Annotated in this window: 22 protein-coding genes and 1 tRNA gene; 9 read left to right on the forward strand and 14 right to left on the reverse strand. The window is 70.2% G+C overall.

The genetic code is table 11. From position 1 onward, the window contains the following. Positions 1–7 precede the first annotated feature (7 nt). Together QSK39_RS12250 and QSK39_RS12255 are read right to left on the reverse strand one after the other, a co-directional pair. The gene (locus QSK39_RS12250) at positions 8–742 is read right to left on the reverse strand and encodes an ABC transporter permease (RefSeq protein WP_285477712.1); all 735 of its coding nucleotides are present in this window, start codon (positions 740–742) and stop codon (positions 8–10) included. Beyond that, positions 739–1,452 (reverse strand): ABC transporter ATP-binding protein, encoded by a 714-nt coding sequence (locus QSK39_RS12255; RefSeq protein WP_285477713.1) that lies wholly within the window; start codon positions 1,450–1,452, stop codon positions 739–741. The genes QSK39_RS12250 and QSK39_RS12255 overlap by 4 nt, the downstream gene beginning before the upstream one ends. 170 nt (positions 1,453–1,622) lie before the next feature. On the opposite strand from QSK39_RS12255, the gene QSK39_RS12260 reads away from it, so the two are divergent. Together QSK39_RS12260 and QSK39_RS12265 are read left to right on the forward strand one after the other, a co-directional pair. After that, complete coding sequence (locus tag QSK39_RS12260; RefSeq protein ID WP_285477714.1) at positions 1,623–3,446, forward strand: sensor histidine kinase; 1,824 nt, start codon at positions 1,623–1,625, stop codon at positions 3,444–3,446. Further along, on the forward strand, positions 3,386–4,042 hold the full coding sequence (locus tag QSK39_RS12265) for a response regulator (protein ID WP_285477715.1): 657 nt from the start codon (positions 3,386–3,388) through the stop codon (positions 4,040–4,042). The genes QSK39_RS12260 and QSK39_RS12265 overlap by 61 nt, the downstream gene beginning before the upstream one ends. Here the strand turns inward: QSK39_RS12265 and QSK39_RS12270 are convergent. Beyond that, positions 4,039–5,367, reverse strand: a complete 1,329-nt coding sequence (locus QSK39_RS12270; protein WP_285477716.1) for an FAD-dependent oxidoreductase — start codon at positions 5,365–5,367, stop codon at positions 4,039–4,041. The genes QSK39_RS12265 and QSK39_RS12270 overlap by 4 nt on opposite strands. A gap of 112 nt (positions 5,368–5,479) precedes the next feature. Here QSK39_RS12270 and QSK39_RS12275 point away from each other — a divergent pair, with 112 nt between their 5' ends. The 4 genes from QSK39_RS12275 to QSK39_RS12290 all read left to right on the forward strand — a co-directional run bounded on the left by QSK39_RS12275 (position 5,480) and on the right by QSK39_RS12290 (position 7,957). Beyond that, on the forward strand, positions 5,480–6,124 hold the full coding sequence (locus QSK39_RS12275; RefSeq protein WP_285477717.1) for an aminodeoxychorismate/anthranilate synthase component II: 645 nt from the start codon (positions 5,480–5,482) through the stop codon (positions 6,122–6,124). Next, on the forward strand, positions 6,121–6,912 hold the full coding sequence (locus tag QSK39_RS12280; RefSeq protein ID WP_285477718.1) for an ATP-binding cassette domain-containing protein: 792 nt from the start codon (positions 6,121–6,123) through the stop codon (positions 6,910–6,912). The genes QSK39_RS12275 and QSK39_RS12280 overlap by 4 nt, the downstream gene beginning before the upstream one ends. Beyond that, on the forward strand, positions 6,900–7,541 hold the full coding sequence (locus QSK39_RS12285) for a hypothetical protein (RefSeq protein ID WP_285477719.1): 642 nt from the start codon (positions 6,900–6,902) through the stop codon (positions 7,539–7,541). Before QSK39_RS12280 ends, QSK39_RS12285 begins: the two co-directional genes overlap by 13 nt. Before the next feature lie 98 nt (positions 7,542–7,639). Then, entirely contained in the window at positions 7,640–7,957 is a 318-nt protein-coding gene (locus QSK39_RS12290; protein ID WP_285477720.1) for an effector-associated constant component EACC1, read from the forward strand. A gap of 54 nt (positions 7,958–8,011) precedes the next feature. Here the strand turns inward: QSK39_RS12290 and pknB are convergent, their stop codons facing one another. From pknB to QSK39_RS12325, 7 genes are all read right to left on the reverse strand, one after another. Then, positions 8,012–9,967: a Stk1 family PASTA domain-containing Ser/Thr kinase gene (gene pknB, locus QSK39_RS12295; RefSeq protein WP_285477721.1), complete on the reverse strand. Its 1,956-nt coding sequence runs from the start codon at positions 9,965–9,967 to the stop codon at positions 8,012–8,014. Further along, positions 9,964–11,304, reverse strand: a complete 1,341-nt coding sequence (locus QSK39_RS12300; protein ID WP_285477722.1) for a serine/threonine-protein kinase — start codon at positions 11,302–11,304, stop codon at positions 9,964–9,966. The genes pknB and QSK39_RS12300 overlap by 4 nt, the downstream gene beginning before the upstream one ends. 3 nt (positions 11,305–11,307) lie before the next feature. After that, positions 11,308–12,777, reverse strand: a complete 1,470-nt coding sequence (locus QSK39_RS12305) for a peptidoglycan D,D-transpeptidase FtsI family protein (RefSeq protein WP_285477723.1) — start codon at positions 12,775–12,777, stop codon at positions 11,308–11,310. Continuing rightward, positions 12,774–14,261 (reverse strand): FtsW/RodA/SpoVE family cell cycle protein, encoded by a 1,488-nt coding sequence (locus QSK39_RS12310; RefSeq protein ID WP_285477724.1) that lies wholly within the window; start codon positions 14,259–14,261, stop codon positions 12,774–12,776. Before QSK39_RS12310 ends, QSK39_RS12305 begins: the two co-directional genes overlap by 4 nt. Next, the gene (locus tag QSK39_RS12315; RefSeq protein ID WP_285477725.1) at positions 14,261–15,658 is read right to left on the reverse strand and encodes a PP2C family protein-serine/threonine phosphatase; all 1,398 of its coding nucleotides are present in this window, start codon (positions 15,656–15,658) and stop codon (positions 14,261–14,263) included. The genes QSK39_RS12310 and QSK39_RS12315 overlap by 1 nt, the downstream gene beginning before the upstream one ends. After that, positions 15,655–16,116: an FHA domain-containing protein FhaB/FipA gene (locus QSK39_RS12320; protein ID WP_003079002.1), complete on the reverse strand. Its 462-nt coding sequence runs from the start codon at positions 16,114–16,116 to the stop codon at positions 15,655–15,657. Before QSK39_RS12320 ends, QSK39_RS12315 begins: the two co-directional genes overlap by 4 nt. A gap of 100 nt (positions 16,117–16,216) precedes the next feature. Further along, on the reverse strand, positions 16,217–17,452 hold the full coding sequence (locus QSK39_RS12325) for an FHA domain-containing protein (RefSeq protein ID WP_285477726.1): 1,236 nt from the start codon (positions 17,450–17,452) through the stop codon (positions 16,217–16,219). A 131-nt stretch (positions 17,453–17,583) separates the two neighbouring features. On the opposite strand from QSK39_RS12325, the gene QSK39_RS12330 reads away from it, so the two are divergent. Further along, positions 17,584–17,666, forward strand: a tRNA-Leu gene (locus QSK39_RS12330). Positions 17,667–17,801: 135 nt separating this feature from the next. On the opposite strand, the gene QSK39_RS12335 is transcribed toward QSK39_RS12330, so the two are convergent. From QSK39_RS12335 to QSK39_RS12350, 4 genes are all read right to left on the reverse strand, one after another. Continuing rightward, the gene (locus QSK39_RS12335) at positions 17,802–18,542 is read right to left on the reverse strand and encodes a S1 family peptidase (protein ID WP_285477727.1); all 741 of its coding nucleotides are present in this window, start codon (positions 18,540–18,542) and stop codon (positions 17,802–17,804) included. Positions 18,543–18,657: 115 nt separating this feature from the next. Continuing rightward, positions 18,658–19,410 (reverse strand): S1 family peptidase, encoded by a 753-nt coding sequence (locus tag QSK39_RS12340; RefSeq protein ID WP_285477728.1) that lies wholly within the window; start codon positions 19,408–19,410, stop codon positions 18,658–18,660. 89 nt (positions 19,411–19,499) lie between these two features. Then, positions 19,500–20,252, reverse strand: a complete 753-nt coding sequence (locus QSK39_RS12345; protein ID WP_285477729.1) for a S1 family peptidase — start codon at positions 20,250–20,252, stop codon at positions 19,500–19,502. A gap of 104 nt (positions 20,253–20,356) precedes the next feature. After that, on the reverse strand, positions 20,357–20,731 hold the full coding sequence (locus QSK39_RS12350; RefSeq protein WP_155548343.1) for an FKBP-type peptidyl-prolyl cis-trans isomerase: 375 nt from the start codon (positions 20,729–20,731) through the stop codon (positions 20,357–20,359). Positions 20,732–20,870: 139 nt separating this feature from the next. Here QSK39_RS12350 and QSK39_RS12355 point away from each other — a divergent pair, with 139 nt between their 5' ends. Both QSK39_RS12355 and QSK39_RS12360 read left to right on the forward strand, forming a co-directional pair. Continuing rightward, positions 20,871–24,089, forward strand: a complete 3,219-nt coding sequence (locus QSK39_RS12355; RefSeq protein ID WP_285477730.1) for a penicillin acylase family protein — start codon at positions 20,871–20,873, stop codon at positions 24,087–24,089. A 91-nt stretch (positions 24,090–24,180) separates the two neighbouring features. Beyond that, positions 24,181–25,221: a trans-sulfuration enzyme family protein gene (locus QSK39_RS12360; protein WP_285477731.1), complete on the forward strand. Its 1,041-nt coding sequence runs from the start codon at positions 24,181–24,183 to the stop codon at positions 25,219–25,221. Positions 25,222–25,240: the final 19 nt, after the last annotated feature.

The following is a 25,240-nucleotide window of genomic DNA, read 5'->3' on the forward strand; positions in this document are numbered from 1 at the left end:
AGGGTGGTCACTCCCAGCGGAAGAGCTTCGCCGCCAGCGCTGTTCCGATCGCCGCGAAGCCGGCGAGCACGACCAGCTGCAGCGGCTGCACGCCGGTGCCGACCCAGGCGTCCTGCAGGGGCTGCGTGCCCGGCGGGACGTAGTCGCCGATCCGCCGCAGGACCTCCGGCAGCAGCGGCCGCGGCAGATACACGCCGCCGAAGAACATCGTCGGCAGGAACGCGATCATCGCGAAGCCGCCCGCGGCCTTGGCCGTGCGGGCGAAAGCCGCCGCCAGCAGGCCGAACGAGAACATCGAGACCGTGCCGAGCAGCAGCGTCAGCAGGAACAGCAGCGGGTGCTTCGGCATCGGGACGTCGTAGGCCGCGTGGGCCACGCCCAGCGTCAGGCCGATGCCGGCCAGCGCAACCACGACGTGGATCAGCAGCTGCGCACCCAGCAGGTTCGCCGGGTGCACCGGTGTCGTGGCCAGCCGGCGCAGCACGCCCTGCTCGCGGTAGGTCGCGACGGCGCCCGGGATCGACTGCAGCGCCAGCATCGCGAGGCTGATGACGATCACCGACGGCACCCACGCGTCGATGAACCGGAACCCGCCGGCGGCCGGGCTGGGCTCCGTCATGCCCGGGATGGCGCCGACCGCCAGCAGCACCGCGGCCGGCAGCAGGATGCCCGCGATGGCCATGAACGGCGTGCGGAGGAAGAGCTTCGTTTCGGTGGCGGTGATCTTGGCGAAGGTGTTCACAGGGAGCTCCTCGTGAGCGAGACGAACGCGTCGTCCAAAGTGGAGGCTCCGGCCGCGGCGCGGAGCTCGGTCGGGGTGCCGGTCGCGACCACGCGGCCGGCGTCGAAGATCGCGACGCGGTCGCAGAGCCGCTCGGCCTCGTCCATGAAGTGCGTGACCAGCAGGACGGTGACGCCGGTGGCGCGCACGCCTTCGACCAGCCGCCACGTCTCGCGGCGGGCGTGCGGGTCGAGCCCGGTGGTCAGCTCGTCGAGGATGGCCAGTTCCGGGTTGCCCACCAGCGCGAGCGCGATCGACACGCGCTGCTTCTGGCCGCCGGAGAGCTTGCCGAAGTAGGCGCGCTGGTGGTCGCGCAGGTCCAGCTGGTCGAGCAGGACGTCGACGTCGGCCGGGTCCGGGTAGAAGGACGCGAACAGCTCCAGCGCCTCCCGCACCCGCAGCTTGGCCGGCAGCCGGCTCTCCTGGAGCTGGACGCCGACGCGGCGGGTCAGCGCGGCGCGGTCGGTCGCGGGGTCGAGGCCGAGCACGGAGATCGTCCCGCCGTCGGCCCGGCGGAGGCCCTGCAGGCATTCGACCGTGGTGGTCTTCCCGGCGCCGTTCGTGCCGAGGATGCCGAAGATTTCGCCGCGCTCGACGGTGAAGGAAACGCCGTCGACCGCGACCCGGGAGCCGTAGCGCTTGCGGAGGTCGGTGACTTCGATGAGGGGCATGGGGACAAAGCTACGAAGGTTCGGTGCCGCGCAGAATGACGCTGAATCCCCAGCTCAAGTAGGGTTTTGCTGACGCGGGGGTGGGGCTGGGCCCACCCCGGTCGTGGGGCTTCGGGCAGTGCGCGGGCAGCGGTGGTCCGGCGAAGATCGGCGGGGAAGGAGGTGCGGCGATGACGTACCTGCGTGCCCTCGGGCGGGCCTGCGCGCTGGCCGCGCTCGCCGTGATCAGCTGGTTCGACGTGCTGGTCGAAGCGATCGCCTTCGCGTTGCTGTGCGTCGGGCTGGTCTTCTTCCTCGGTCCCGCCATCGAGTGGGCCCGGCGCCGCTCGGCGACGGCCCGGACGCTGGCCGCGCGCTGGTGCGGCGTCGAGATCGAAGCGCCGTACCGGCGCGAGCCGCCGGAGCCGGTGCGGGAGCGCGACGGCTGGTACCGCGACGGCAACACGCTCTACAAGCGGGCGTTCTGGATCCGCTGGAACCGCCGCTTCACCTGGGCGATGGAGGACCCGGCCGCCGGCCGCGAGTTCGTCTGGCAGGTGCTGAACCCGCTGGTCACGCTCCTGCTGCCGGTCGCGGCGCTGCTCGGCGGGCCGGTGGCGCTGCGCGGCTACGGCCGGTGGACGCGCTGGTGGCTCGGCCCGCGCCCGGACCCCGTCCCGGGCCAGGGGCGCTGGCTGCACCGCCGGCTCGAGTCGCTGGGACACCAGATGGGCATCCTCGCGCTGTCCGTGGTGATCCTCGTGTTCTCGGTGTGGCAGCTCGTCGTGATCGCCTTCGCGATGCCGGTGGCGGCGCCGGTGATCCTCTGGACCCGCTCGGTCACCGACACGCTGCGTCGCGAATCCGGCAACTGGACCGGCGTGCGGATCGCCCGGCCGTACCTGCCGCCGCCGGGGTTGCCGGTGCCGCGCGCGGACGGGCTCTTCCAGTCCGGCAAGCAGCTGTACGAGGAGCCGTTCTGGCCGGTGCAGCACGCGCGCACGCGGTGGGTCGTGGGTGATCGGGCCACCTGGCGCGACATGGCGGGCGGCGCGCTGATCCCGCTCGTCTCGCTGCTCCTCGTGCTGCCCTCGGTCGCGCTGGTCGGCCGCGGCACCGTCGGCCTCTTCACGCTGTGGGTGTGGCGGCCGTTCGTGTCGTCGCCGGTGACGTGGTGGCCGTTCCCCGAGGTCTCGACGCACTTCGGCGCCGCGGTGCAGACGCCGGTGGCGCTCGCGATGATCGTCGCCGGGGTGGCGCCGGCGACGTGGCTGGCCCGGCAGCAGGCCCGCTTCGCGCGGGTTTGGCTGGGGCCGACGGACGCGACCCGGCTCGCCGCGCGCGTCGAACGGCTGAAGCAGACCCGCACCGATGTCACGGTCACGCAGGCGGCGGAGCTGCGGCGGATCGAACGCGACCTGCACGACGGCATCCAGTCGCGGCTGGTCGCGATGGGGATGAAGCTCGGCGCGGTCGAGGCGCTCGTGGACACCGACCCGGCGGCGGCGAAGCGGCTCGCGGCCGAGCTGCGCGCGGCGTCGTCGGAGGCGCTCACCGAACTGCGCACGCTGATCCGCGGCATCCACCCGCCGGTGCTGTCCGAGCGCGGGCTGCTCGACGCCGTGCGCGCGTTGGCCCTCGACAGCCCGCTGAAGACGGAGGTCACCGGCTCGCTGCCGGGCCGCGTCGAAGAGCCGGTCGAGGCGTGCACGTACTTCGCGGTGTCGGAACTGCTGGGCAACGCCGCCAAACACGGTTCGAAGCGCGCGTCGATCGAGGTGGACTTCACCGACGACCAGCTGACGGTGGTCGTGACCGACGACGGCAAGGGTGGCGCGAACCCGGCGCTGGGCTCGGGACTCCGCGGAATCGAGCGCCGGCTGGGCGCCTTCGACGGTAGGTTGACCCTGACCAGCCCGATCGGCGGGCCGACCAGGGCGACCGTGGAGATCCCGTGCCAGATCGACCCCGAACCGTTGTCGCCGAAGACCAATACCTCCTCCGAGACGGCCTGACGCATTTGCTGGCGGCCCACGGCTTCGACGTCGTGGCGGCGGTCGGCAGCGGTCCGGAACTGGCGTCGGCCCTGCGTGAGCACCGGCCCGAGGTGTCCGTTGTGGACGTTCGCATGCCCCCGACGAACACCGACGAAGGCCTGCAGGTGTCCTTGGCCGCCCGCCGCGAGATGCCGGGACTGCCGATCTTGGTGCTGTCCCAGCACGTCGAGCAGCTGTACGCGCGCGAACTCCTGGCCGACGGCACGGGCGCGATCGGCTACCTGCTGAAGGACCGGGTGTTCAACGCGGACCAGTTCATCGACGCGGTCCGCCGGGTGGCGGCCGGCGGCACGGTGATGGATCCCGAGGTGATCGCGAAACTGGTGGCGGGCAACGCTTCCGACCCGCTGGCCGCCTTGACGCCTCGAGAGCGTGAGGTGCTTTCCCTGATGGCGGAGGGCTGTTCCAACGCGGCGATCGCCGGACGGCTGCACTTCAGCGAAGGCGCGGTCGGCAAGCACACGGCGAACATCTTCCAGAAGCTCGGCATCTCGGCTTCGGACGACACGAACCGCCGTGTGCTCGCCGTGCTGGCGTACCTCGGTGCCGGTTAGCCGCGCGAAACCCGGGTCATCTCTTCGCGCTCGACGACCTTGATCCGCTCGCGGCCGGCGGCCAGGCCCAGCGACTTCTCGTGCGCGTCGAGCTTGCCCCAGCCTTCCCACGTCGTGAACGGGATTCCGCGCGCCGCCAGGAAATCGAGAATCGCGTCGGGGGACGCGTACTTCGGGGCCGTCAGCGTGTCCGCGTCCGACAGCAGGCTCGCGATCGTCTCCGCCGCGTCGCCCTTCGTGTGGCCGATCAGGCCCACCGGTCCGCGCTTGATCCAGCCCGTCACGTACACGCCCGGGAGCTGGTTCTCGTCCAGGTCCAGCACGCGGCCCGCCTGGTTCGGCACGACGCCGCCGACGTGGTCGAACGGGAGCTCCGGCAGGTGCGACGACAGGTACCCCACCGCGCGGTACACCGCCTGGACGTCCCAGTCGTGGAACTCGCCCGTGCCGCGCACGTTCCCGTCCCCGGTCAGCTCGGTCCGTTCCGTGCGCAGGCCGGAAACCCGGCCGTCCGTGCCGAGGACCTCGGTGGGCGAGTGGAAGAAGTGCAGGTGCAGCCGCTTCGGGCGCGAACCCGGCTCGCGGATCGCCCACTCCTGCAGGGTCTTCACGACCATGTCGATCTGCTTCGACGCCCGCAGCGCCGCGATGCTGCCGTCGTCGAACTCGATGTCCTCCGGGTACACGATGACCTCGACGTTCGGCGAGTGGTCCAGCTCGCGCAGCTCCAGCGGCGTGAACTTCGCCTGCGCGGGCCCGCGGCGGCCGAACACGTGCACGTCGGTGATGGGGCTGGCCTTCAGGCCCTGGTAGACGTTGTCGGGGATGTCCGTGGTCAGCAGCTCGTCGGCCGTCTTCGCCAGGATGCGCGCGACGTCCAGCGCCACGTTGCCGACGCCGAGGACCGCGACCGACGACGCGGTCAGCGGCCAGGTGCGCGGCACGTCCGGGTGGCCGTCGTACCAGGAGACGAAGTCCGCGGCGCCGTGGCTGCCGTCCAGGTCGATGCCCGGGATGTCGAGCGCGCGGTCGGCGGAGGCGCCGGTCGAGAAGATCACCGCGTCGTAGAACTCGCGCAGCTCGTCGAGCTTGATGTCGGTGCCGTAGTCGATGTTGCCCAGCAGGCGGATGTTCGGCTTGTCGAGCACCTTGTGCAGCGCCGTGACGATGCCCTTGATGCGCGGGTGGTCAGGCGCGACGCCGTAGCGGATCAGGCCGAAGGGGGCGGGCATGCGTTCGAAGAGGTCGATCGTCACGACAGTGTCTGACACGTCAGACTTGTCCAGGATGTCGGCGGCGTAGATACCGGCGGGACCAGCGCCCACGACGGCTACGCGAAGAGATCGGCTCACACCCTCCACGGTAAGTTAGGTTGCCCTAACCTAAAATGTGATTTGCAGTACGGTCCACTAGTTGAGAGCCGGTAGGCTCGGCGCCATGCGCGTTCTCGTCGTCGACAACTACGACAGCTTCGTCTACAACCTGGTCCAGTACCTGGCCCAGCTCGGCGCCGACTGCACGGTCTGGCGCAACGACGTCGTGGACCTCGACCGCGTGCCCGAGTTCGACGCCGTGCTCGTCTCGCCCGGCCCCGGCACTCCCGAACGCGCTGGTCAGAGCATGGACGTCGTCCGCAAGTGCGCCGAGACGCGCACGCCGATGCTCGGCGTCTGCCTCGGCCACCAGGCGCTCGGCGTCGTCTACGGCGCGACCGTCGACCGCGCGCCCGAGCTGCTGCACGGCAAGACGAGCCAGGTCCGCCACACCGGCGCCGGCGTCCTCAAGGACCTGCCCGAGGAGTTCACGGCCACCCGGTACCACTCCCTGACCGTGCTGCCCGACACCATCCCGGCCGACGTCTTCGAGGTCACCGGCCGCACCGAGTCCGGCATCGTGATGGGCATGCGCCACCGCGAGCTGCCGCTGGAAGGCGTCCAGTTCCACCCCGAGTCGGTGCTCACCGAGGGCGGCCACCGGATGCTGGCCAACTGGCTGGCGGCGGCCGGGCATCCCGTCGACCCGGCCCGCGTGAACGAGCTCGAGCGTGCGACCAAGGCGCTCCAGAAGGCCGCTGTTGCGTGATCCGGCTCGAGGGGGTCGGCAAGCGGTACGGACGCGGTGACTTCGTCCTCCACGACGTCGACCTGAGCATCGAGCCCGGCCGCGTCGTCGGCGTCCTCGGCAGCAACGGCTCCGGCAAGTCGACGCTGCTGCGGATCATGGCCGGCGTCTCGCACCCGACCACCGGCACGCTCACCGGCACCCCGCGCATCGGTTACCTGCCGGACCGCTTCCCGGCCGGCCAGCGCATGGGCGCGCGGGCGTACCTGCGGCACATGGCGCGCATCCACGGGCTCGCCGACCTCTCGGTGATCGACCCGCTGCTCGAGCGGCTCGCGCTGGTCGGCGGCCCGACGGCGCCGCTGCGCACGCTGTCCAAGGGCAACGCGCAGAAAGTCGGGCTCGCGCAGGCCGTCATGGTGCGGCCGGACCTGCTGATCCTCGACGAGCCGTGGTCCGGGCTCGACGTCGGCACGCACGCGATCCTCGGCGAGGTCGTCGCCGAGACGCGGGCGCGCGGCGCGAGCGTCGTGTTCACCGACCACCGGCCGCAGGTGGTGCACGACCACGCCGACGTCGTCCACCTCATGAACGACGGCCGGCTCACGGCGGAGAGCGCCGAGCCGACGACGCGGATCGTGCTGCGCGGCCACGGGACCGACTGGGTGGACGAGCCGGGCGTACGTCACGCGGTCACCGAGGACGCTCAAGCCGTACTCACGGTCGAGGTCGCTTCGGTGGATGCCGTGCTGCTGCGGGCGTTGAAGGACGGCTGGTCGGTGCGGGAGGTGGCGCCGTGCTCGCCCTGACCCGCTACTACCTGGCCCTGCTCGGTCATTCGCAGCGGTACCTGCCGGCGCTGCTGGCCTACCTCGCGCTGTGCGTGATCCTCTACGCCGACCCGCATTCGCCGCCGTTGCCGCTGTTCGGCGTGAGCGCCGGCGGGCTGCTCGTCGTGTCGTGCTGGCTGACGATCGCGCTGCTCGACATCGAGGATCCGGTGCAGCGGCTGGTCACCCTGAGCCACGCGCGGCAGTGGCGGCGGATGATCACCGGCGCGATCTGCACGGTGCTGGCGTTTTCGGTTGTCCTGACGGTGATCACCGAGGCGTGGTCGGCGCTCAAGTCGTTCAGGTTCCAGCCGTCGGCGCTGGGCATCGGGTTGCTCGCGCACCTCGCGTGCGCGCTGCTGGGCATCGCGATCGCCCTGCCGTGCTCGCGGCTGCTCGTGCAGCGGGTCGGCTGGACGGTGCTCGCCGCCGTCGTCACGTCGATCGTCGTGCTGCTGGCGAAGATCCCGCTGGTCCACCCGCTGCTGCACGCCCTGACGGACGAGGAACCGGTCGGCGGCCCGCTCGTCTTGGCGGTGGTGGCGTCGGTGGTGGTGCTGGCCGCGAGCTTCTTCGTCGTGGCGCGGCTCGTGCAGCGTCGTTCCTGAGTGCAATTTGCAATCTTCAATTTCCGTAGCGGGGTTCCGGCGGGTGCGCGGAGCCGACTAGGGTTCGGGTCCTTCGGTTCTGGGCGAAGGGAGCACGGGTGACGGCTGGGATCGTCGCGATCACCGGGCCGGACTCCGACGGCGAGCTCCGGGACCTGGCCGCCTGGCTGCGCGGCGAGGACGAGCTCCGCGGCCGCGTCCAGCTGTTCGACGCCGTCGTGGTCGGCGTGACGAGCAATTCCGCCGGCGTTTTCTGCCGTTCCTTGTTCGCCTGGCTTCGACGCTATCGCGAAGGCCGGGTCTCCCTGAAGGTCAAACGCTCCGGCGCGGCCGAAGAACTGGAGCTCGACTGCGGTCCCGCGAGTGACGCCGAACAGGTTCTCGGGGCCGTCCAAGGATTTCTCGACAAAGCCTGAGCAACGAAGAAGGCCCGCACGGCGAACCGTGCGGGCCTTCTTCGTCTGAACTCGCTACTGACCGCCGGTAGACGTCGGGAACAGCGGCTCCGACACCCCGACCGTGATGTTCTGGTCCTTGTCGATCTGCGTACCCGGCGGCACGCTCTGCTTGGTGATCGTGCCTTCCGGCTTGTTGCTGGTCCGGTCGGACTGCTCCCGGAGCTGCTGGGTCCAGCCCATGCTCTGCAGCTTCGCCTGAGCGTCCTCGGGCGTCATGCCGACCAGCTGCGGCATCTCGATCTTGTTGTCCGGCTGGCCCGACGACACGGTCAGCGTGATCTGGCTGCCGACCGGCACCGAACCACCGACCGGGATCTGCTGGATGACCTGGTCCTTCGGCTGGTCGGACTGCTGGTCCACCCGCTTCACGGTGAACCCGAGACCGGTGAGCGTGGAGTTGGCGTCGCTGAAGGACTTGCCGATCACGCTCGGGACCTGCTTCTGCTGCTTGCCCTTGCCGATGGAGATGGACACGCTCGTGCCCTGCTGGACCTCGCTGTCCGCCTGGGGAGTCTGGCTGACGACCTTCCCGACCTGGTCCGGGTCGTTGGTGTCGACGTCCTGTATCGACTGGTTCAGGGTGAGGCCGGCTTCCTTCAGCTTCGCCTCGGCGTCGTCGCGGCCGAGGTTCTTGAGGTCCGGCACCTTCACCTTGCCCGGCGCCGTGCCGATCGTGAGCGTGATCTGCGCCGTGGTCGCGACCGGCGTGCCCACGTCAGGCGTCACCGAAATGACCTGGTTGACCTGGTCGCTGGTGCACGGCGTGTTCCCGCTCGCGTCGGGCACCCCGCAGACGACGGTCTTGTTCGGCGCGAAGTTGTTGAAGCCCTTCTCGCGCAACGTGTTCTTGGCCGCCAGCTCCGACTGTCCCTTGACGTCCGGGATCGCCACCGTGCCGGTTTGGTCGCCGCCGCCCTTGAAGGAGCCGGACAGCCACATGATCAGCAGCACCGCGCCCAGCACGAACACCGCGGCCAAGGCGGCCAGGATCGTGCGCCGGCGGCGCTTGGCCTTCGGGTCTTCGTCGTCCGGGGCGTCGTACTCCTCGTAGCGCTGCGGCTGCCGCCGGTCGGCGTTCATCACCTGCGTGCGCTCGTCCTCGGACATCACCATCGGCGCCGCCGGGCGCTGGCCCGAGAGCGTGCGCACCAGGTCCGAGCGCATCTCCGCGGCTGACTGGTAGCGGTTCGCCGGGCCCTTCGCCAGTGCCTTCAGCACGACGGCGTCGAGCTCCGGCGCCACGGCCGGGTTGACCGACGACGGCGGGTTCGGGTCTTCCCGGACGTGCTGGTAGGCCACCGCGACCGGGGAGTCCCCGGTGAACGGCGGCTCGCCGGTGATCAGTTCGTACAGCACGCACCCGGCGGCGTAGACGTCGGAACGGGCGTCGACCGACTCACCGCGGGCCTGCTCCGGCGACAGGTACTGCGCCGTGCCGATCACCGCGGCGGTCTGGGTCATGGCGGACTGGCCGTCGTGCATCGCGCGCGCGATGCCGAAGTCCATCACCTTGACCGCGCCGTTCTTCGTGATCATCACGTTGGCCGGCTTGACGTCGCGGTGCACGATGCCGTGGCGGTGGGAGAAGTCGAGGGCCGCGCAGACGTCGGCCATGACCTCCATGGCCCGCTTCTGCGACATCGGGCCTTCGGTCTTGACGATGTCGCGCAGCGTCCGGCCTTCGACGTACTCCATGACGATGTACGGCAGCGGGCCGAATTCGGTGTTGGCCTCGCCGGTGTCGTAGACCGCGACGATCGCCGGGTGGTTCAAGGCGGCGGCGTTCTGCGCTTCACGGCGGAAGCGCTCTTGGAACTGCGGGTCCCTGGCGAGGTCGGCACGGAGGATCTTGATCGCGACTTCCCGGCCGAGGCGCACGTCGTGGCCGTGATGGACCTCGGACATGCCTCCGTAGCCGAGCGTTTCGCCCAGCTCGTACCGGTTGGAGAGCAGTCTGGGTGTGCTCATCTCTGGGTGCCGTTCCATTCCGTCCAAGGTGTGGTCATGATGCCTTGCTGGCCATCGTCGGTCGTGCCGGGAGAATCCGCCGGTAACGCGCTCGAAACGGGCGATTCCTCCGCGGGCGGCTGTCTGCCCGGGACCACCTGGCTCGTCTGGCTGGTGTGCGGTGGCGAGCCCGAGCTGCCGATCATCTTCGCCACCAGGACGATGGCCGCCACCAGGACAACGAGCAGGATGGCCGCGAGGAGCGCCCACCAGCCCCACTGGGACTTCTTCCGGGGCACCGGAGGCATGGCCGGGCGCAGCACGGGCCGCGACGGCGGGCCGATGGCGACCATCGGGTTCACCGCCGGCGACGGCGGGCCGACCGGCATGTGCTGCTGCTGCGGCGGGACCGGCTGCTGCTGCACCGGTTGCTGCACCGGCTGTTGCTGCTGCTGCGGTTGCTGCACCACCGGCTGCTGGCCCGTCGCGTACGTGGCGTTGACCAGCCCCCGCGGCGTCGGCAGCGGCATCCCGGCGCGAACCGCGGCGACGGCGGCCGCGAACTCGCCGCCGCTGTTGTAGCGCTGCCGCGGGTCCTTCACCAGCGTCGCCTCGATCACCGCGCGCGCGGCGGGCGGGACGTCCGGCGGCAGCGGCGGCGCGATGTCGCGGATGTGCATCATCGCGACCGTCACGGCGTTCTCGGACAGGAACGGCCGGTGCCCGGCGAGGCACTCGTAACCGCACACCGCCAGCGAGTAGACGTCGGACGCCGGCTCGGCCGGGTGCCCGAGCGCCTGCTCCGGCGCGATGTAGTGCGCGGTGCCCATGACCATGCCGGACCGGGTGACCGGGGCGGCGTCGGCTGCTTTCGCCACGCCGAAGTCGGTGATCTTCACCTGGCCCGCCGACGTCACCAGGATGTTGCCCGGCTTGACGTCCCGGTGGACCAGGCCCTGTTCGTGCGCGGCCTGCAGCGCGTTGCCCGCCTGCTCGAGCATGTCGAGCGTGAACTCCGCCGACAGCCGCCCGTGCTTGGCCAGCAACCCGGCCAGCGGGTCGCCGTCGACGAGCTCCATCACGAGGTACGCGATCGACAGGTCGCCGTCGAAGATGGTCTCGCCGTAGTCGTGCACCGCGGCGATGCCGGGGTGGTTCAGGGACGCCGTCATCCGCGCTTCGGTGCGGAAGCGGTGGAGGAACTCGGCGTCGCCGGAGAGTTCGGCCTTGAGGATCTTGACGGCCACGGTCCGGTCCAGCCGGGTGTCGCTGGCCTGCCAGACCTCACCCATCCCGCCGACGGCGATCCGGCTCGTCAGCTTGTACCGCTCGGCCAGCAGGTGACCGGAGGACAGCATGCGCTATCCACCCCCGAGTTTCGCGTTGATCGCCGCGCGGCCGATCTCCGCGGCGACCGAGCCGCCGGTGGCCGCGAGCCCGCGGTTGCCGCCGTCTTCGACGATGACGGCGACCGCGATCTGCGGGTCGTTCGCCGGGGCGAAGGCGGTGTACCACGCGTGCGGGGCGGTGTTCTTGGAGTCCGTGCCGTGCTCGGCCGTGCCGGTCTTCGACGCGATCTGGATGTCCGGGCGCTTGCCGCCGCCCTTGGTGAAGCCCTCGGAAGCGATCATCATGTCCTTGAGGATCGCGGCGTTCGACGACGAGAGTGCCGCCGTGCCGGTGAGCTCGGTGGGACTGTAGTCCTCGATGGTGGAGAGGTCCGGCGCGAGTACCGACTGCACCAGCTGCGGCTTCATCGCCATCCCGCCGTTGGCCACGGTGGCCGCGAGGAGGCAGTCCTGCAGCGGGGTCAGCCGGACGTCGCGCTGGCCGATGCCGCTCTGGTAGAGCGCACCCTGGGAGTCCAGCGGGCCGACCGTGGACGGCGCCACCTTCATCGGCACGGTCAGGTCGGTCTGCCCGATGCCGAAGTTCGCGGCGGTCTTCTTCATCTTGTCCGCGCCGAGCTGGCCCGCGAACTCCGCGAACGGCACGTTGCAGGAGTGCGCCAGCGCGTCCTTGAACGTGTTCCCCGGGCAGGTCTCGCCGGCGTAGTTCTCGAGCGTGACGCTCGTGCCGGGCAGCTTCGTGTTCGGCGCCGGGTTGACCGGGGTGTCCGGGCCCTTGCCGTCTTCGAGCACGGCCGAGGCGGTGACCAGCTTGAACGTCGACCCCGGCGGGTAGGTCTCCGAGATCGCCCGGTTCAGCATCGGGTTCTTCGGGTCCTTGACGTAGGAGTTCCAGGCGTCGGTCTGCGCCTTCGACGTGTGCGACGCCAGCTTGTTCGGGTCGTACGACGGCGTCGACACCATCGCCAGGATCCGGCCGGTCTTGGGCTCCAGTGCCACGACGGCGCCGGTGTAGTTCCGCTGCGTCATCAGGTCGTACGCGGCCTTCTGGACGGCCGGGTCGATGGTCAGCCGGACGTTGCCGCCGCTGGGGTCGCGGCCGGTGACCATGTCCGACAGCCGGCGCACGAACAGCCGCGGGTCCGAGCCGTTGAGGACGTCGTCCTCGGAACGCTCGAGCCCGCCGGAGCCGTAGTTGATCGAGTAGTAGCCGGTGACCGGGGCGTACATCGGCCCGTCGACGTAGGACCGGGTGTACTTGTACTTGTCGTTCGACGGGTCGACCTTCGCCAGCACTTCGCCGTTCGCCTGCGAAACGATCTGGCCGCGGCGGCGGGCGAACTCGTCGTAGAGGACCCGCGCGTTGCGCGAGTCGGTGCGGTAGTCGTCGGCCTTCACCACCTGGATGTAGGTGGCGTTCGCCAGCAGCAGGACGACCATGACGAGCATCGCCATGCCGACCTTGCGCAGCGGGGTGTTCATGCCTGGGCGCCCCCGTCCGCCGGCGGGCGCTGCACGAGCACGGTGTTCGCCTCGGCGATCGGCGCCTGCGGCTGGGCCTGCGGCTTCGGCCGCGCCGCGGGCCGCCGGGCGGCGTCCGAGACGCGGAGCAGCAGCGCGACGAGGATGTAGTTCGCCAGCAGCGACGAACCACCCTTCGACAGGAAGGGAGCGGTGATACCGGTCTCCGGGATGAGTTTCGTGACCCCGCCGACGACGACGAAGATCTGCATGACCATGGTGAACGCCAGCCCGCCGCCGAGCAGCTTGCCGAACGTGTCCCGCACCGCGAGCGCGCTCCGCATGCCGCGCATCGCGACCAGCAGGTACAGCATCAGGACGGCGGCGAGGCCGATGAAGCCGAGCTCTTCGCCGATCGCGGCGGTGATGAAGTCGGTGTTCGCCTCCGGGACCATGTCCGGGCGCCCGGCGCCGAGGCCGGTGCCCCCGATGCCGCCGGTGCCGAGCCCGAACAGGCCCTGCGCGATCTGGTAGCCGCCGCCGAGCTTGTCGTAGGTGGCCAGCGGGTCCAGCCAGTTGGCGACGCGCTGCTGGACGTGGGTGAAGAGGTTGTAGGCGATCAGGCAGCCGCCGACGAAGAAGCTCAGGCCCAGGACGACCCAGATGATCCGCTCGGTCGCCACGTACAACATCATCAGGATGACGCTGAAGAACAGCAGCGACGTGCCGAGGTCCTTCTCGAACACCAGGATGCCGATGCAGGCGACCGCGGCGATGAGGATCGGGCCCAGGTCACGCGCGCGCGGCAGCTCGACGCCGAGGAACTTCTTGCCCGCCACCATGAACAGGTCGCGTTTCGACACCAGGAACGAGGCGAAGAAGATCATCAGCAGGATCTTCGCGAACTCGCCCGGCTGGATCGAGAAGCCCGGCAGCTTCAGCCACACCTTGGCGCCGTTGACCTCGGACAGGCTCGACGGCAGCAGCGCCGGCAGGGCCAGCGCCACGATCCCGACCAGGCCCGCGGTGTAGCCGTAGCGGGTCAGCGTGCGGTGGTCGGTCACGAAGACCAGCACCGCGACGAAGAACGCCAGCGAAATGACCGTGAACAGCACCTGGGCGGTGACGGCGGGCGTGTAGTCCTTGCCGTTCTGCGCGGCGCGTTCCGCCAGTGCCAGGTCGATCCGGTGGATCATCACCAGGCCGATGCCGTTCAGCAGCGCGACGCAGGGGAGCAGCACCGGGTCCGCGTACGGCGCCCACTTGCGCACCGCGAGGTGCGCCGCGGCGAAGATCGCGAGGTAGGCGAGGCCGAGCCAGACGATCGACCAGGTGAGCTGCTGCTCCTGGTTCGCCTCCACCAGCACCAGGGCGATGGTGACGATGAACGCGGCGAACCCCAGCAGCACCAGCTCGGTGTTGCGGCGGGTCGGGACGTCACGCGGCGGGTTCGTCTGGAACTGCGCGGCGAGCGGCTCGGCGGCGCGCGCGGCGGGCTGGCTCATCAGTTACCGCCTCCCGTCGTCGGTGCCGTCGAACTCGGCGTCGAGCAGTCCCTCCCCGCTGGCTGGTTCGCCGACGACGGAGCTGTGGAGCCGGCCGGGGCCGACGGTGTGGACGTCGGCGAGACCGTGGGGGTCGGCGTCGGGGACGGCTGACCGCCCGCCGGCGCGCAGTTGTTCAGGCGCTTGTGCAGTTGCAGGAAGTCGTCGATGTACTTCCGGGCGTCGTCGAGGCTGTCCTTCTTGACGCCGTTCTGCACCGCCAGCCGCGCGTCTTCCTGGAGCTGGTCGATGCGCAGCTTGTCCGTGCACACCTGGTTCGGCGGGCACGAGCCCTGCTCGTACGTGTGCAGGTCGATGCCGAGGATGCTGCCGGGAACGCCGCGGTAGATCACGACCTCCTGGTCCGCACCTTCGCCGACATAGTACTGACTCAGGACGAAGTACCGGGTCGCGATGGCGGCCGCGGCGAGCACGATGAGGACCACCAGCGCCCCGGCGAGCCAGCGGAACCGCTTCCGGCGCTTGGCCTTCGGATCCACGCTCGGCTGCGGCAGCTCGGGCCGCGGCTGCGGCGCCGGCTGCGTGAGTGCCCTGGCCCGCGCCGCGGGCGAGTCGCCCTGGTGCAGCTCGTCGCTGCCGTCCCCGGCGGCGCCGCCCACGATGGGCGCGTCCTCACCGAAGTCGACGTCGACGACGTCGGCGATGATCACCGTGACGTTGTCGGTGCCGCCGCCCTTGAGCGCCAGCTCGATCATCCGGTCCGCGCACTGCTGCGGGTCCGGGATCTGCACGGCTTCGGTCAGCGTCTCGTCGCTGACCATGCCGGACAGGCCGTCCGAGCAGATCAGGTACCGGTCGCCGGAGCGGGCTTCGCGCACGGTCAGGCTCGGCTCGACCTCGTGCCCGGTGAGGGCCTTCAGCAGCAGTGACCGCTGCGGGTGCACCGCGGCTTCCTCGGGCGTGATCCGGCCTTGTTCGAGCAGTTCGTTGACGAAGCTGTCGTCGCGCGTGATCTGCGCGAACTGACCGCCTCGCAGGAGGTACGCGCGTGAGTCGCCGACGTGCACCAGCCCGAGGCGGGTGCCGGCGAACAGGACGGCCGTGAGCGTGGTGCCCATGCCGTCCAGGTCCGGGTCCTGCGAGACGAGTTCGGCGATCGCGGCGTTGCCGTTCGCCACCGCCTCTCGCAGCTGGGCGAGCAGGTCGTCGCGGGGTTCGTCGTCGTCGAGCGGCGCGAGCGAGGCGATGACGACCTTGCTGGCCACCTCACCCGCCGCGTGGCCACCCATACCGTCGGCGAGCGCGAGCAGGCGAGGGCCGGCGTACACGGAGTCCTGGTTGCTCGAACGCACCAGGCCCCGGTCGCTGCGGGCTGCGTAGCGGAGGACGAGAGTCATGGGCGAAGCTCGATCACCGTCTTGCCGATCCGGATGGGGACTCCGAGCGGGACCCGGAGGGGTGCAGTGACCTTAGCCCGGTCCAGATACGTCCCGTTCGTCGAGCCCAGATCTTCCACGTACCAGTCCTCACCGCGCTGGGCGATCCGGGCGTGCCGGGTCGACGCGTAGTCGTCGTCGAGCACCAGCGTGGAGTCGTCGGCACGGCCGATCAGGATCGGCCGTCCGTCGAGCGCGATGCGGGTTCCGGCCAGCGCACCGTGGGTCACCAGCAGCTGCTGCGGCGACTTGCTGTTGCGCGGCTTCTTCTCTTTCTTGCGTCCGAAGGTCGGCACCTGGACGCGCATACCCGACGCCGCGTAGAGGTCCGAGCGGACGACTCTGAGCGCGGCGAACACGAAGAGCCAGAGCAGCACGAGGAAGCCCACCCTGGTGAGTTGTACGACCAGCTCTGGCACTTGGTGTGTCCGCTCCCGACTCGTCCGTGCAGCCGCGACGCGGGTACGCCGCGGTCCCCCCGCACGTCAATTCTGCGGGAACAGTATTCCGTGCCCCCAGTCAGCCCTGTGTACGGAACACGAGGGACGAGTGCCCCACCCGGATGACGTCGCCATCCGCGAGCTGCCAGGTCTGGACCGGAGTGCCGTTCACGGTCGTGCCGTTGGTCGAACCGATGTCGGCGAGCGTCGCGCTCTGGCCGTCCCAGGTGATCTCCAGGTGCCGGCGCGAGACGCCGGTGTCCGGGAGGCGGAAGTCCGCGTCCTGGCCGCGGCCGACGACGTTCCCGCCCTGCTTGAGCGAGTACGTCCGGTTCGAGCCGTCGTCGAGCTGCAGGCTCGCCGCGAGCTGGCGACCGGCCGCGGGCGGGGCGTACCCACCCTGCTGCTGGGCGTACGGGTCGCCACCGGCCGGCTGGCCGTACGCCTGCTGCCCGTACTGGTCGTAGCCGCCCTGCTGCTGGCCGCCGTACTGGTCGTAGCCGGGCTGCTGCTGGCCGGCGTACTGGTCGTACCCGCCCTGCTGGTAGCCGCCCTGGTCGTAGCCGCCCTGCTGGGGCTGGGCGTAGCCACCCTGGTCGTAGGCGGGCTGCTGGCCCTGGCCGTAACCCTGGTCGTAGCCGCCCTGCTGGGGCTGGCCGTAGCCGCCCTGTTCGTAGCCACCCTGCTGGTAGCCACCCTGCTGGTCGTAGCCACCGCCCTGGGGCTGGCCGTAGCCACCTTGTTCGTAGCCACCCTGCTGCTGGCCGTAACCCTGGTCGTACCCGGGCTGCTGGCCACCCTGCTGTCCGTAGCCGTACTGGCCCTGCTGGCCGTACGGGTCACCCTGGTCGTATTGGCCGTAGCCGGGGGGCTGGCTCATTGCTGGGTCTCCTGCGTTGCTGGGTCGTGCCGACCGCGGTGAACCGGCGCCTGAGGGGCGGGCGTCGGGATCGACGGACGAACGGGTCTTGAACTGTCCAGTATGCAGCGCCTCGTTGCGCTCGAGTGATACGACGACGTCACCATAGGTGTCCAGGCCCTCGGCGGCGAGGTGTTCCGCCACCGCCTTGGCCAGCACCTGGGTGACCCGTTGCTCGTCACCGGCCATGCGCTCGTGGTCAGCTGCCCCCAGGGACACGATGTAGTGATTGGGGGCGAGCTGCCGACCGCCTGCCAGCTCACGAACGTTCTCCTCACTCTCCCGTTCCAGGGCGATCGCCACTTCCTGCGTGACGACGTTGCCACCGAACATGCGCGCGAAAGTGTTCCCCACCAGGTTCTCGAGGCGTCTGTCAAAACGCTCGACGCGGCTCACCGGGGAAAACCTCCTCACACGTGTGCTTCCGCTATCGATCCTATCCGGGTGAGCCAGCCCGGACACGGCCCCCGGTGAAACCCGTTCAAACGACCTGCTAGTCTTCTCCTCGCTGTCGCAGAGAAGCACTCGGGCGAGTGGCGGAATGGCAGACGCGCACGGTTCAGGTCCGTGTGTCCGAAAGGACGTGAGGGTTCAACTCCCTCCTCGCCCACACCGAAAGGGCCCCGGCTGGTTGCCGGGGCCCTTTTTCGTGTACGTCGACCAGGCGGAACTTCTTCTGCTCAGGTGGGGAATATCACCCGTTTGGCTCTGCGTGGTGTTCGCTCACGGCGGAGTTCGAGGTGTATCAAGCCGTCGTTTTGGCGATCCAGGCCGCCAGGATGTCGGCGCGGCTGGTCGTTTCGATGCCCGCGTGGGGGCAGCCCGGGCCCGTCGCCTCCAGGGCCACGAGTTCGGTCCCCGTGAAGTAGGGGGCTCCTGAGTCGTACGTGCACGCGCTCGTCGTGATCTCGGGAGCCGCGCCGCGGACGCCCAGGGTCGCCGGCTCCACCTTGGCCACCGCCACCGTGCCCTGCTGCATGCGGGAGGCCGGCTTGGGGTCGGTGCCCGTCAGGCTGCCCCAGCCCGCCAGGGTCAGCTGCTGCCCGACCTTCGGCACCGCGCGGTTCACCTTGAGGGGCTGGACCGTCGTCACCGCGGTGTCGAGCTTGATCAGCGCCACGTCGTTCTCTTTGGCCTGGACCACCTCGGTCACCTTGCGGGCGACGCCGGACTCCGTCGCCTCGTCGACCAGGCCCAGGGTCGCCGTCGTCGGGTACGGGACCTTGCCCGAGACGCGGTTGCGGTTCGCGTCGTGGAAGCAGTGGCCCGTGGTCAGGACCCAGGCGGGCGCGATCAGGGCGCCGGTGCAGTAGCTGCTGTAGGTCGAGCCGTCCGGGCGCGGGATCTTCGTCATCGCGAGCTTCGCGACGAACCCGAACTGGCCCGGCGGAACGTCCGAGCCGTGGGCGACCCCTGGCGCGGCCAAGGCGGCAGGGGTGGCGGTGATGGTCAGGACAGCAGCGGCGAGCAGAGCGCGCAGGCGCATTCTTCCCCTTCGTCGAGTCGATGATCGACGTTCGACGTTAGGGCCGGGGCGCGCCCCGCGGAATTCCCTGGCCGGGCGTCACCCGATGGCCCACCGGGTGACGCCCGGAAGGAGGTCAGCCGGTGTGCGAAGCGATCCAGTCCGCGACGACGTCCACGCGGGAAGTGGTCTCGAGCTGGTTGTGCGGGCAGTCGGGCCCGGTCGACTCCACGGACACGAGCTGCCCACCCGAGCCGCCCGCGACGAAGTAGGGCGCGCCGGAGTCGTACACGCAGGCGCTGGTGGTCGACGTCGGGGCGACACCCTGGACCCCGACCGTCGAGGCGGCGACCTGGCCGACCTTCACGGTCCCCTGCTGCAGCTTCGTCGAGGGCGTGGGGTTGGTGGCGGTGAGACTGCCCCAGCCGGCGAGGGTCAGCAGCTGCCCGACCGAAGGCGTGACCCGGTTGACGGTCAGCGGGGTGATACCGGTGACGTCCGCGTCGAGCGTCGCGATCGCGATGTCGTTGGCGGCCGCCTGGTAGACCGTGACGACGTTGCGCGTCACGCCCGGCGTGCTCTGGTTGACGGTGCCGAGCAGCACCGCCGTCGGGTACGGCACCGGCCCGGAGACGCGGTTGCGGTTGGCGTCGTGGAAGCAGTGGCCCGCGGTGATGATCCACTTCGCCGCGATCAGCGCGCCGGAGCACGCGCTGTTGTACTTCGTGCCGTCGGGCTTCGGGATGTTCGTCATCGTCAGCTTGGCGGCGAAGCCGAACGTCCCCGCCGGGACGTCGGAGCCGTTGGCGACGGCCGCCGCCGGTCCCGCGGTGGCGAGACCGGCGGCCAGCGTCAAAAGGACAGCAGAGAACACAGCGCGAACGCGCATCGGTGGATCCCCCTTGTCACGCACCGGCGGTCGAAGGCCGGTGATCACTTTCGAGGGTAGTGACGCCGAGGCGCGGGAAAAGCGTCCGTTCAGCCCAAGTGCGAAGCGATCCAGTCCGCCACGACGTCCACGCGGGCCGTCGTCTCGGCCTGGTCGTGGGGGCAGTCCGGCCCGTCGCTCTCGACCGAAACGATCCGGCCGCCCTTGCCCGACGGGACGAAGTACGGCGCGCCCGAGTCGTACGTGCACGCGCTCGTCGTGGACGTCGGGGCGAAGCCCTTCACTCCCACGTACTGCGGGTCGACCGTCGCGACCTTCAGCTGGCCCTGCTGCAGCTTCGTGCCCGGCGTCGGGTCGACCGAGGTGAGGGCGCCCCAGCCGGCGAGCGTGACCTTCTGGTCGATCGACGGCGTGCGGCGGTTGAGCGACAGCGGCTCGATGCCGAAGACCGGCTTGTCGAGCTCCGCGATCGCGATGTCGTTGCTCGGCGACTGGTACACCGTCACGACGTTGCGGGTGACGCCCGGCTTGTCCACGGTCGTCGTGCCCAGCAGGACCGACGTCGGGTACGGCACCGGGCCGGACACCGGGTTGCGGGCCGCGTCGTGGAAGCAGTGGCCGGCCGTGATGATCCACTTCTTGGCGATCAGGGAACCCGAACAGGCGCTGTTGTACTTGGTGCCGTCGGTCCGCGGGATGTCCGTCATGGTCAGCTTCGCGGCGAACTTGAACGTCCCCTGCGGGACGTCGGAGCCGTTGGCCACGGCCGAAGCCGGTGCCGCGGTGACCACCGCCGCGGCGAGCGCGAAGAGTGTTGCGGAGAGCAAAGCGCGAGTGCGCATGGGAAAAACCCCCGGATCAGGGCCGGCCTCGGGGGCCGGCGATGGGGGCGAGGGTAGCGAAGAACGCGAAGGCGGTGGCGGGAATCCCCGCCACCGCCGGAAAGTCAGTTAACGCCGACCAGGTCGACGACGAAGATGAGGGTCTCGCCCGGCTTGATGACGCCGCCCGCGCCGCGGTCGCCGTAGCCCAGGTGCGGCGGGATGACGAGCTTGCGCCGGCCGCCGATCTTCATCCCGGCGACACCCTGGTCCCAGCCGGAGATGACCTGGCCGGCACCGAGGCCGAAGCGCAGCGGCTCGCCGCGGTTCCAGGACGCGTCGAACTCCTCGCCGGTCGAGTGCGAGACGCCGACGTAGTGCACGGTGACGGCCTTGCCGGGCGTGGCCTCCGCGCCGTCACCGACCGTGATGTCGGTGATCTCGAGGTCGGCCGGAGGGTTGCCCTCGGGGCGGTCGATCTGGGGCTTTTCCAAGGTCATGGCACTCACCGTACCCACGCGCGCGAGGCTGCGCCGAACGGACTACGTCCAAGGGCTGAAAAACGCGAAAAGTCTTCACACTTCGGCTACTGCTCGGTAGCGTGCGCTTCGTCACTCTTCTGACTGAGGGGAGCCCGGCATGCGACGTGGCATCCGCGCCCTGACCTTGACGGCTTTGGGGGCCCTCGTGGCCGGTCTCACCCAAGTCGCCGTCACCGCTCCGGCCGCACAGGCGGCCGCGTCGCCCGACGACTACTGCGGCGGGCAGTGCAGCGACATCCTGCCGCCCGGCGAACAGGGCAGCGCCACCCTCGCCGAAATCCTGGCGCACAAGGTGCTCGGCACCCGGCCCGACCACGCGGCCGACCAGATCGGCAAGTACGCGTCCCTGGCGGGCGGGTACAAGACGCTGACCACAGGCACGATCAACCAGTACTTCAACGACTCTTCGTTCGGCGTGGCGGCCGACCAGGTCGCGAGCACGACGAAGCCGCGGTCGGACGTCACGATCGTGCGGGACAAGGCACTCGGCGTCCCGCACATCACCGGGACCACCCGCAGCGGCACGGAGTTCGGTGCCGGGTACGCGGCGGCGCAGGACCGGCTGTGGCTGATGGACGTGCTGCGCCACGCCGCCCGCGGCCAGGTGACGCCGTTCGCCGGTGGCGCCGAGGCCAACCGCGAGCTCGAGCAGCAGTTCTTCGCGAACGCGCCGTACACCGAGGCTGAGCTGCAGCAGCAGATCGACCGCGTCGCGAGCAGCGGCCCGCGGGGCGCGCAGGGCCTCGCCGACGCGCAGGCCTACGTCGACGGCATCAACAAGTACATCAACGACTCCCACAGTGGCCGGTACTTCCCGGGCGAGTACGTGCTGACCGGGCACGTCGACGCGATCACCAACGCCGGCACGATCGACCCGTTCAAGCTGACCGACCTGGTCGCGCTGGCCTCGCTGGTCGGCGCCGAGTTCGGCGCGGGCGGCGGTGGTGAGGTGCAGAACGCCGTCGCGAAGCTCGCGATGCAGGAGAAGTACGGCGTCGTGCAGGGCGAGAAGGTGTGGCAGAGCCTGCGCGCGGAGGACGACCCCGAAGCCGTCAAGACGCTGCACGACGGCCAGACCTTCCCGTACGGCAAGACGCCGGCCAACGCGGTCGGGCAGGCCCTGCCGGACAAGGGTTCGGTGACCGGGCAGCAGCTGGTGTTCGACAAGACCGGCTCGGCTGCCACCGCGACGCCGTCCACTGTGGACGTCCCCGCGCCCGCCGAGCAGGAGCCCGCCCGCGGGATGTTCGACAACGGCGTGCTGCCGGGCAACATGCTGAGCGAGAAGCACGGCATGTCGAACGCGCTGCTCGTCTCCGGCGCGAAGACCGCCAGCGGCCACCCGGTCGCGGTGTTCGGCCCGCAGACCGGTTACTTCGCGCCGCAGCTGCTGCTGTTGCAGGAGCTGCAGGGCCCGGGCATCAGCTCGCGTGGCGCGGCCTTCGCCGGCCTGAGCATGTACACGCTCCTCGGCCGCGGCCAGGACTACTCGTGGAGCGCGACGACGTCGGCGCAGGACATCATCGACACCTACGCGCTGCAGCTGTGCGACCCGAGCGGCAAGGCGCCGACGAAGGACTCGAACTACTACACCTGGCAAGGCCAGTGCATCGCGATGGACACCGTCGAGGTCAAGAACGCCTGGAAGCCGACCGTGGCCGACGGGACCGCGGCGGGTTCGTACACGTTGCGCAGCTACCGGACGAAGTACGGGCCGGTGCAGAGCCGGGCGACCGTCGGCGGCAAGCCGGTGGCGTACGCGGCCCTGCGCTCGTCCTACTTCCACGAGGTCGACTCGCTGATCGGCTTCCAGGAGCTGAACGACCCGGGCTTCGTCAAGTCCGCGGCCGACTTCCAGAAGGCCGCGGCCGACATCAACTACACGTTCAACTGGTTCTACGCCGACTCCAAGGACATCGCCTACTTCAACTCCGGCAGCAACCCCTCGCGGCAGTCCAATGTGGACCCGAACCTGCCGGTGTGGGGCGACCAGGGCCACGACTGGAACGGCTGGAACCCGGCCGGCAACGTCGCGACGTACACGCCGGCGGCGCAGCACCCGCAGTCGATCAACCAGGACTACTACGTCAGCTGGAACAACGCGCAGGCTGACGGCTACGCGGCGGCGGGCGCGGACAAGTCGGCCGTGCACCGCGTCGACCTGCTCGACTCGCGCGTGAAGAAGCTGATCTCCAGCGGCACCAAGGTCACCCGGGTCAACCTGACCCAGGCGATGGAGGACGCCGCGCTGGCCGACCTGCGGGCCGAGCGGGTCCTGCCGCTGCTGCTGCAGGTGCTCGACAAGACGCCGACCACCGGCGCGGCCGCGGACGCCGAGGCGAAGCTCAAGACGTGGCTTTCGAACGGCCAGCAGCGCAAGGAGACTTCGCCGGGCAGCAAGGCGTACGCGGACGCCGACGCGATCCGCATCTTCGACGCTTGGTGGCCGCTGCTCGTCCAGGCCGAGTTCAAGCCGGGCATGGGCGACGACGCCTACAACGCGATGACCGGCGTGCTGGGCATCAACGAAAGCCCGTCCGGGTTCCAGAACGGCAACGGCCAGCACACCGGCCAGCCGCACAAGGGCTCGTCGTTCCAGTTCGGCTGGTGGGGTTACGTCAGCAAGGACATCCGGCAGGTGCTCGGCCAGCCCGTGGCCGGCCCGCTCGGCCAGACGTTCTGCGGTGGCGGGAACGTCACGACGTGCCGCCAGGCGCTCGTCGACTCGCTGACCACGGCCGCCGGCCAGGCCGCGAACACCGTCTACCCCGGTGACGCGTCCTGCTCGGCCGGCGACCAGTGGTGCGCCGACACGATCGTGCACACCGCGCTCGGCGGCATCACGCAGGACAAGATCAGCTGGCAGAACCGCCCGACGTTCCAGCAGGTCGTCGAGTACACCGCGCACCGCGGGGACAACATCGCGAACCTCGCGCCGGGGAAGACGGTCAGCGCCACGAGTGCCGAGACCGGTTTCTACAACTCCCCGGCGTCGAACGCGATCGACGGCAACGCTTCGACCCGCTGGGCCAGCGACTGGAGCGACGACCAGGCGATCACCGTCGACCTCGGTTCGGTGCAGCAGGTCTCGCGGGTGGCGTTGAGCTGGGAATCCGCGTACGGCAAGAGCTACAAGATCCAGACTTCGCCGGATGCGGTGAACTGGACGGACGCGGCGGTCGTCACGGACGGGAACGGCGGGCAGGACAACGTGTCCTTCACGCCGGCGCAGGCCCGGTTCGTGAAGCTGCAAGGCGTCCAGCGCGGCACGAAGTACGGGTACTCGCTCTACGAGTTCGAGGTGTACGCGCACTGAAGGAGCCAGGCCGGCTCGCCCCTGGACGCGGGGGCGAGCCGGCCGTCTTCGTCACAGTGACCGGGGGATGACCTGCGGTTACCGTGATCGCATGGACGACTGGACGCCCCGCACCAAGGCCATTGCCGCCGGCCGGCCGCACGGCCCCGGCGAGCCGCTGAACACCCCGCTCGTCGCCACCAGCACCTACCGGGCCGGGGGCGACTCCGTGTACGCGCGCGGCGACGGGACGCCGACCTGGCACGCGCTCGAAGAAGCCGTCGGGGCGCTCGAAGGCGGCCACGCGACGGCGTTCGCGTCCGGTGTCGCCACGCTGTCCGCGGTACTGGACCTGCTGCCGGTCGGGTCGCGGGTGGTCGTGCCGACGTTCAGCTACGCCGTGACGCGCGGGGTGCTCGCCCACGCGCAGAAGCTCGGCAAGCTCGCCGTCACCGAGCTCGAGCCGACCGACACCGCGGCCTGGGTTGCCGAAGCCGCGACGTCCGACCTCGTCTGGCTCGAGTCGCCGACCAACCCGACCCTCGACGTCATGGACATCGAGACGATCGCCGCCGCCGCGCGCGGCCGGGTCGTCGTTGACAACACCTTCGCGACGCCGTTGCAGCAGCGGCCCCTCGAACTCGGTGCTGACGTCGTCGTGCACAGCGCGACCAAGCTGATCGGCGGGCACAGCGACCTGCTGCTGGGCATCACCGTCGCGGCGGACCCCGAGGTGGCGGCCGAGCTGAAGGGCGCGCGGACCCGCGTCGGCTCGACGCCGGGCGCGCTCGAAGCGTGGCTCGCGCTGCGGGGCCTGCGGACCATGCCGGTCCGGCTGGCCGAGCAGTCCCGCACCGCCGCGCTGCTGGCCGCGCGCCTCGGCGAGCACCCCGCGGTCCGGCGGGTGCGCTACCCGGGCTTCGGGATGATGGTCTCCTTCGACCTGGCCGATGCCGAGGCCGCCGACCGGTTCTGCGCGTCGACCCGGCTGATCGTCCCGGCGACCAGCCTCGGCGGGGTCGAAAGCCTGGTCGAACGGCGGGCGTGGCTCCCCGGCGAGGAGCGCGTGCCGCCGGGGCTGGTCCGGTTCAGCGTCGGTCTCGAGGATCCTGACGACCTGTGGCGGGACCTGAACACCGCGTTAGCGGAGTAACGCCGGTCGACAAATCGTC

Source organism: Amycolatopsis sp. NBRC 101858 (assembly GCF_030269325.1).
In the GTDB taxonomy this organism is placed as follows: Bacteria; Actinomycetota; Actinomycetes; order Mycobacteriales; family Pseudonocardiaceae; genus Amycolatopsis; species Amycolatopsis ponsaeliensis.